At 36.2% G+C, this 6,619-nt stretch carries 10 protein-coding genes; 7 read left to right on the top strand and 3 right to left on the bottom strand.

Translation table 11 applies throughout. The features are described 5' to 3' along the window. The first annotated feature begins 268 nt into the window (after positions 1–268). The 6 genes from ACKI4K_RS07515 (at position 269) to ACKI4K_RS07490 (ending at position 4,299) form a co-directional block, all read left to right on the top strand. Positions 269–1,129, top strand: a complete 861-nt coding sequence (locus ACKI4K_RS07515) for a DUF1002 domain-containing protein (RefSeq protein WP_407423806.1) — start codon at positions 269–271, stop codon at positions 1,127–1,129. 231 nt (positions 1,130–1,360) lie between these two features. Next, entirely contained in the window at positions 1,361–2,749 is a 1,389-nt protein-coding gene (locus ACKI4K_RS07510) for a Mur ligase family protein (protein WP_407423804.1), read from the top strand. Between the two features lie 465 nt (positions 2,750–3,214). Further along, positions 3,215–3,802: an acyltransferase gene (locus ACKI4K_RS07505; protein ID WP_407423808.1), complete on the top strand. Its 588-nt coding sequence runs from the start codon at positions 3,215–3,217 to the stop codon at positions 3,800–3,802. 20 nt (positions 3,803–3,822) lie between these two features. Continuing rightward, entirely contained in the window at positions 3,823–3,981 is a 159-nt protein-coding gene (locus tag ACKI4K_RS07500) for a rubredoxin (protein ID WP_407423802.1), read from the top strand. A 74-nt stretch (positions 3,982–4,055) separates the two neighbouring features. Further along, on the top strand, positions 4,056–4,175 hold the full coding sequence (locus ACKI4K_RS07495; RefSeq protein ID WP_407423800.1) for a rubredoxin-like domain-containing protein: 120 nt from the start codon (positions 4,056–4,058) through the stop codon (positions 4,173–4,175). A gap of 13 nt (positions 4,176–4,188) precedes the next feature. Continuing rightward, entirely contained in the window at positions 4,189–4,299 is a 111-nt protein-coding gene (locus tag ACKI4K_RS07490; protein ID WP_407423798.1) for a rubredoxin-like domain-containing protein, read from the top strand. Between the two features lie 20 nt (positions 4,300–4,319). Here ACKI4K_RS07490 and ACKI4K_RS07485 read toward each other — a convergent pair whose 3' ends face one another. After that, the gene (locus ACKI4K_RS07485) at positions 4,320–4,919 is read right to left on the bottom strand and encodes a YigZ family protein (RefSeq protein WP_407423796.1); all 600 of its coding nucleotides are present in this window, start codon (positions 4,917–4,919) and stop codon (positions 4,320–4,322) included. A 67-nt stretch (positions 4,920–4,986) separates the two neighbouring features. Between ACKI4K_RS07485 and ACKI4K_RS07480 the strand changes: the two genes are divergently transcribed. After that, positions 4,987–5,400, top strand: coding sequence for a hypothetical protein (locus ACKI4K_RS07480; RefSeq protein ID WP_407423794.1), 414 nt, complete (start codon positions 4,987–4,989; stop codon positions 5,398–5,400). A 6-nt stretch (positions 5,401–5,406) separates the two neighbouring features. On the opposite strand, the gene arfB is transcribed toward ACKI4K_RS07480, so the two are convergent. After that, positions 5,407–6,099, bottom strand: a complete 693-nt coding sequence (arfB, locus tag ACKI4K_RS07475) for a 2-amino-5-formylamino-6-ribosylaminopyrimidin-4(3H)-one 5'-monophosphate deformylase (protein WP_407423792.1) — start codon at positions 6,097–6,099, stop codon at positions 5,407–5,409. 8 nt (positions 6,100–6,107) lie between these two features. After that, positions 6,108–6,590 carry an RNA-binding protein gene (locus ACKI4K_RS07470; protein WP_407423790.1) on the bottom strand — a complete coding sequence of 161 codons (483 nt, stop codon included), beginning with the start codon at positions 6,588–6,590 and terminating at the stop codon, positions 6,108–6,110. Between the last annotated feature and the right edge of the window lie 29 nt (positions 6,591–6,619).

The raw sequence follows: 6,619 nt of genomic DNA, 5'->3' as shown, positions 1-6,619 counted from the left end.
AATAACATTCAGATTTTTTAAAAAATATATTGTTTACTATCAATCATTTTAAAAATATTATCTTTTTTTATTAATTTGATAAAAAATATTGTCAAGAAATATAATAAAAATAAGAAAACCTGCACAAAATTATAAAAATTAATTTTAGTTAAAGTTTAACATATTTGTGCAAGAATTCTCAGGATTCTTTAAGCCGGTGAGGTTCAAAATGAAACATTTATATACTACTTCTGATAATCTATGATAGGAATTTAGTGAGGTGATAATAATGCGAAAAATTACTATAGCAATATTGGCTTTAATCGTAGTCGCCATGTTAATCCCTGCTGGATTTTCAGGCGAAGCAAATTCCGTTGTAATAACTTATGGTGAGACAACTCACGCAAATTCAGAGTACAAATCAATTGTAGATAATTTCTTTAAGACTCAATCAAATGTTGATTTAAACGGTGCAGACTCCAAAATTATAACTGCCGATCAAGTTAATAAAATATCTGGTGGAATCACCGGAAAATCTTATAATTCCAATCAGATATTATCCTCTGCACTTGTAGATTTAAATGATAATGACAACCTGGAGGTTAGTGTGGACAAATCAAAAATCACTACAGTTACCGGGGACATGTACATTTCAGCATTAAAATCCGCTGGAATTACAAAGGGTCATGTGTATGTAACCAGTCCGGTTAAGGCAACCGGTGAATCAGCCCTTGCGGGCATTATGAATTCATATGAAGAGGCTACTGATGTCAAAATTCCGGAAAACGTAAAACAGGCAGCAGCTGATGAAATAGTTACTGAAGCTCAAATAGTTAACAAATCCGGTGTTGACGCTGATAAGTTGGCTGATCTGGTGGATGATGTCAAAAAAGAAGTTTCAAAGGATAACGTCACCGACCGTTCAAGCATTGTGAACATCATTAACAATTATGTTCAAACAAACAACATCAACATCACAAACAATGATATTGAAAACCTGGCGGATTCCATTCAGCAAGTGCAAAATGTACAGGGTGATGTGAACTATTACAAAGATCAGGTAGGAAACATTATTGGAAACTCCACCGCTGGCGGTTTCTCATTAGATAGCCTTTTTGACATGATTACATCCTTTTTTAATGGGATTTAATCATTTTTTTTCTTTTTTTTCAAGGTAGTTGCTGTTGTGGAAATATGGAACTTTCCACATTGGGCATATGTTCAAACAATATCCTGTGCACTGAAAATGTGGCTAAATGATTTTTTTGATAACTTCAACCTCCCTGATGTGCAGGTGGGGAGGTTAAAAAGATAAATTTCAAAATAGTTAAATTAAATAACATTAATAAATTATAATTAGAAATTAATTGGAAGTCTAGTTATGAATTATTTAGTTGTCGGTGCGGGAAATGCCAGTAGGCCTGTTGCGAGATTGCTCAATTATCTGGGGCATAAGGTCATTATTACTGATTTGAAGGAAATGTCTGAGTTTAAACCTATTTATCAGACATGGTTGCATAAGATGGAACGTGAAGGAATAGTATTGGATTTAAAAAATCCGGAACCTACCTTGGATGGTATTGACGCCGTTTATATGCCTCCAACCTTGCCTAGTGAGGCACCAATCGCCAAACTGATAGAGTCCAGTAATGTTAAAGTTTTAACCAATGAGGATTTCTCGCAGATGGTAAATGAATTGGTGCCGGTGGATATTGTCGGAATTACAGGATCCATGGGTAAAACCACAACTACAATGCTTATTTCAAGCGTGTTTGAGGCGGCGGGTTATAACGTATGGTCATGCTCTTCACTTGCAAATAATCTGGTTTCAGAAACAATCATCGACGGAATCATCACGGGCAAAGCCCAAAATTGTGACATAGCCGTTTTTGAACTTCCTCATGGTACTTTGGGTCTTTTGAAAGGATTAAACATTAAGATCGGTGTCCTGTCTTACTTGACCAAAGAGCACCTTAATGAATTTGGGGGCTCTTATGAAAAGTATCTTTTACGCAAGTTAATCATTCAGGACATCAGTGAAAAATTAATCGCCAACGGGGAATGTATGGACGAAACAGATTTGCTTCGCGATGACACCATCTTCTATAAAATGGATGAGGATGTTGATTTTAAGGGAACTATGGGCGATAAGTCACTAACCATTGCATATGACGGCGGGGAATTCACAACTCCATTTAACATGATGAGTTACTTTTTTGAAAATGCCGTTGGGGCGGCCGCTGTCGGTATAAATTATGGAATCAGTGAAGAAGACATCATCAAAGCCCTATCAACATTTAAAAGTCTTTCAGCACATATGGAGGATTATGGTGACTATAACGGAAGGCAGGTCATTATTGATGCTGCATTCCTTCCCGACGGTATAAGAGCCACACTCGATTATTTTGAAGGGGAAAGCCTTGTTGTATTTCTAGACCACTTTGACACATCATGGGTAAGGGATAAGGCCGAAGTCGGCAGAATCTTTAATGAATACGATAATATTAAGGCAGTGCTTGCCAGCGGATTTGATGAATCAATTCAGAAAGTCGAAATTCACATCGCTTATGAGCTATTGGATGCAATAACCCATGAGAAGATAATAAAAGTTGCAACCGATACGCTGGAGGAGGCTGCTGAGCTATCATTTAAATACTCCGAACCCGGAGATATTATATTGCATATGGGGCCGCTGATATCATTTGACAGGGTCAATATCTTAAATAAAATCATGAAAGGACTTAAAGAGGGATGTAAAAAATATGAATAGGAATACAACCTTCGCAGTCATTGGGGTTTGCGGAGCAAATGGCAATCCAATATAATATGGATAACAAAATTTTCACATTAACGCAACAATATTTCATCATAATACCCAAAAATAAACCATTTAGTATATATACTAATTAAAAACATAAATTTATTCATTAATAGATTAAATTTACTTAAAGAAAGGTTTGATAATATGGTTAGATTTTCACAAACTCTTGATGATAAGCAAGCAAGAAATAGAGAAAAACCTTATGAACAGATTAGGGATAATCGTAATTATTATTCGCAGGAAAGGCAACAGCCTAATGCAGTCCAAATGAATGATGACAGATTATACTCTCAACCGCCAAGACCTTCTCGTATGGAACCCGCCTATCAAAGCCAAGATAATTTCTACAAACCTGCCCAGGTGGAAGAAATTGAAGAAATCATTTATGAAAAACCAATCATTGAAAGAGAATCTATCCAGCCTGACTATTCAAAACCTGAATTGAAATTTCCATCTGACCAGAACATTCAATTCGGTGTTGAGTATTCTCCAAATTCGAAACCTCCGGTAATTGGTAAAAATCATACAATCAGATCCAATTCAATCATCTACAATGATGTGGTCATTGGAGACAATTTCAGAACAGGACACAATGTTGTTATCCGTGAAAACACCAATATCGGGGATGATGTTTTAATTGGGACAAACACCGTGATTGAAGGTGATGTAATCATCGGAAATGATGTCAGCATTCAATCTAACGTATATATTCCAACCAATTCAGTGATTGAGGATAATGTATTCATCGGACCTTGCGCTTGTTTTACAAATGACAAATATCCTGTAAGGATTAATTATGAACTTCAGGGACCTAGAGTTAGGCGTGGAGCTTCTATTGGAGGCAATACAACTTTTCTGTCAAATGTTGAGATTGGGGAAGGTTCCATTGTTGCTGCAGGAGCCATTGTAATACATTCTGTTCCGCCATTCTATTTGGCTATCGGAACACCTGCCCGTATCAAACCACTTCCGGACCACTTGAAAGTTCCAAATAGGTTCTAAACTTTAATGGAGATTATATTATGGCCATCTATAAATGCAAAATTTGTGGTTATACTTTTGATGAAGATAATATAGAAGAAGGATTGAACATTCCGCAGGGAACCAAATTTGAGGAATTGCCAGCTTCTTTCAAATGCCCTAAGTGCAGAATGCCAAAATCCATGTTCGAAAAAATTTAAATAATTTTATATATTACAACTAATTAAAATACTATTAATTAAATTTTAGTATAAAATTTAAGGAGATTGTTAATATGGCAAAATTCAAATGTAAAATTTGCGGATTTGTAACTGAAGAATATGAAGAACTTCCAGAAGACTTTAAATGTCCTATGTGCGGCGCTTCCGCTGACATGTTTGAAAAAGTAGAATAGGGAGGAAATCAACATGGCTTTTGTTTGCAAAGTATGCGGATATGTTTATGAAGCAGATGAATTACCAGAGGACTTCACATGTCCTATGTGTGGTGTACCTGCATCAAACTTTGAAGAACAATAAGTTTCTTCATTTATTTTTTTTTATATTTTTTCAAGAAATTGTTTATTTTTATATTCAACACTAATTTTGCCGGAATATTTTTCAAATATTTTTTCAATGTCTATCATATCCGGAGATACCACTTCATAGATGACTTTATCGCAATATTCCTTATCAATAGTAGTTAAATGATTATTTCTAACTTCACTGTCAACCATTTTAATGTCTGAGTATTCAAAAGTAAGTTTGTAGACACTATATTCTTCGATTTCAACTATTTCAGCTTCACCAACAGCTTCCATAACTGATTTGGAATAAGCCCTTACAAGCCCCCCGGCACCTAACTTAATCCCGCCGAAGTATCTGGTAACAACAGCCGTGATGTTGTGAAGTTCATTTTTCCTTAAAACATTGATTATTGGTTTTCCTGCAGTTCCGCCAGGTTCGCCATCATCGTCAAAGCCTTCACCGTCACCTACAATGTATGCGGTACAATTATGGGTGGCATCGCTGTATTGCCGATTTAATTTCTGAATGATTTCCTTTGATTCTTTTTTGTTTTTTGTTGGAAACAAGGAGCAGATAAACTGGGATTTTTTTACATTTATTTCACATTGCACAGCTTTTTTTATTGTTTTCATAATTACCCTATATATTTATATAAGTTATCAAATATATTATAGTTAGTTAATTTTACAGGTGTTTATAATGACAAGTAGGTCAGCTACCGTATTACTAATATTTGTGATTGCAATTGTTGCATTCTGTTTAGCCAGTGTTTGTGGAGCTATGACAGGCACAATATCAATTTTACCTAATGGAACAGATAATGGTCCCGTTATTTTAGATAATCTGTCAGCCATTACTGACGGTACAGGAGATAGCGGTAAAAGTTACGGTAATGAACATCAGGATTACAGCAGTTCATCTGATTCACAATCAGATTCAAAAGTAGAGACAACCACAGATGATTCCAGTTCGTCCAGTTCAGATCATACAGAACAGTCTACAGACAACAAAGATCAAAGTGATAAGAATTCTAAAAGTTCCAGTGACACTCCTTCTAGTGCTCCAACAAATCCTCAGGATTCCACTCAAAAGGTAGAGACTACTGTCGGATAATCATTCTTAAAAGTCTAATAGTTTTTCAACATCCAAAAGCACGGAGTTAATGGCAAGATCAAACAATCTCTTTCCATAATCCTCATCTACATAGACGCCATTTTCTTTGACATCCATTGCTCCCATTTCGATGTTCGGGTCATTTTCACGAGCTTCTTTAAATCCATATAGGCCAACTTCTTCATACTCGTCAACATTAGCCTGATGTTCAAGTTCATTTTCATTGAGGATGCCTAAGACTTTGGCCATTGAAAGTTCACCGCTTCCTCCATGAGGGCCTTCCGATGAGATAACTTTATTGTTGAATATTATGGATATGCCGGTCTTGTCTTCAATATCCCATAATTCAGCCACGAGGGGAATATTTCCGCCATGAGCATTGATGATAACAACTTTTTCTATATCCAGGAATTTTTTGGCGGAGTCAAGAGTTTCTATAACATTATCCTTTAACTCATCAAGAGAAACATGCACCCCATGGTCTATCTCATCCAGTTCATATGCAGGAAAGATTATTCCTAAAAATTTAGCCCCTGTCTTTAAGGATGACTGAAATGCAATGTGTGCGCCTATCTTTGCATCGGTATCGATTGGAAGTGCCGGGCCATGATTTTCCAGGTGTGATCCAAGCGCTATGATTCCGATTTTGTGGACTCCAGGGTCTTTAATTTTGCCTGCACGATATCTTAATTCTGCCATCCAATCACCTATACTTCAAAGTTCCAAATATCATCGCCAACATAATGCTTTGTTGCAACAGCTTTTCCGGAGTCATTCTCAACCATTTCTTCACCGCTTATAAGGCTCACCCCGATAGCTAACGGTTTTCCATGTGTTTCATCAACAATCAAAACGATGTCGCCTTCATCAATTCCATCATCTGCTGCAACGATTCCCGGACTCATGATGTCCGCTCCGTTGCTTACAAACTTAATGGCTCCCATATCCACAGTCACTTTTTTGCTTTCTATTTGGTTTGCAAGCGCTGCTTTCAGGGTTGGAAACGGCTTGTCGTCAATAATTATGATGTAAGGTTCGCCATCCACTAAAATAAAGGAGTTCGGTTCGGCTTCAAGTATTTCAACATTTTTTTTATTCTGAAGCAAATCGCCGTATTCGCCTAATTCGGCTTTTATTTCTTTAATTTTTTTCTTTTTTAGGAAATTTCTTTTTTTAACTTTTATGCTCATGTTTTTTGCCTATATATTTTAATGAATTA

The organism is Methanobrevibacter sp., assembly GCF_045644645.1.
Lineage (GTDB): Archaea > Methanobacteriota > Methanobacteria > Methanobacteriales > Methanobacteriaceae > Methanocatella.
This window is presented reverse-complemented; position numbering and strand designations above follow the sequence as displayed.

Excerpts from the sequence above, each read along its gene's own strand:
- ACKI4K_RS07515 (WP_407423806.1), top strand. The coding sequence starts at position 269 with ATGCGAAAAATTACTATAGCAATATTGGCTTTAATCGTAGTCGCCATG.
- ACKI4K_RS07510 (WP_407423804.1), top strand. The coding sequence starts at position 1,361 with ATGAATTATTTAGTTGTCGGTGCGGGAAATGCCAGTAGGCCTGTTGCG.
- ACKI4K_RS07500 (WP_407423802.1), top strand. The coding sequence starts at position 3,823 with ATGGCCATCTATAAATGCAAAATTTGTGGTTATACTTTTGATGAAGAT.
- ACKI4K_RS07495 (WP_407423800.1), top strand. The coding sequence starts at position 4,056 with ATGGCAAAATTCAAATGTAAAATTTGCGGATTTGTAACTGAAGAATAT.
- ACKI4K_RS07490 (WP_407423798.1), top strand. The coding sequence starts at position 4,189 with ATGGCTTTTGTTTGCAAAGTATGCGGATATGTTTATGAAGCAGATGAA.
- ACKI4K_RS07485 (WP_407423796.1), bottom strand. The coding sequence starts at position 4,919 with ATGAAAACAATAAAAAAAGCTGTGCAATGTGAAATAAATGTAAAAAAA.
- ACKI4K_RS07480 (WP_407423794.1), top strand. The coding sequence starts at position 4,987 with ATGACAAGTAGGTCAGCTACCGTATTACTAATATTTGTGATTGCAATT.
- arfB (WP_407423792.1), bottom strand. The coding sequence starts at position 6,099 with ATGGCAGAATTAAGATATCGTGCAGGCAAAATTAAAGACCCTGGAGTC.
- ACKI4K_RS07470 (WP_407423790.1), bottom strand. The coding sequence starts at position 6,590 with ATGAGCATAAAAGTTAAAAAAAGAAATTTCCTAAAAAAGAAAAAAATT.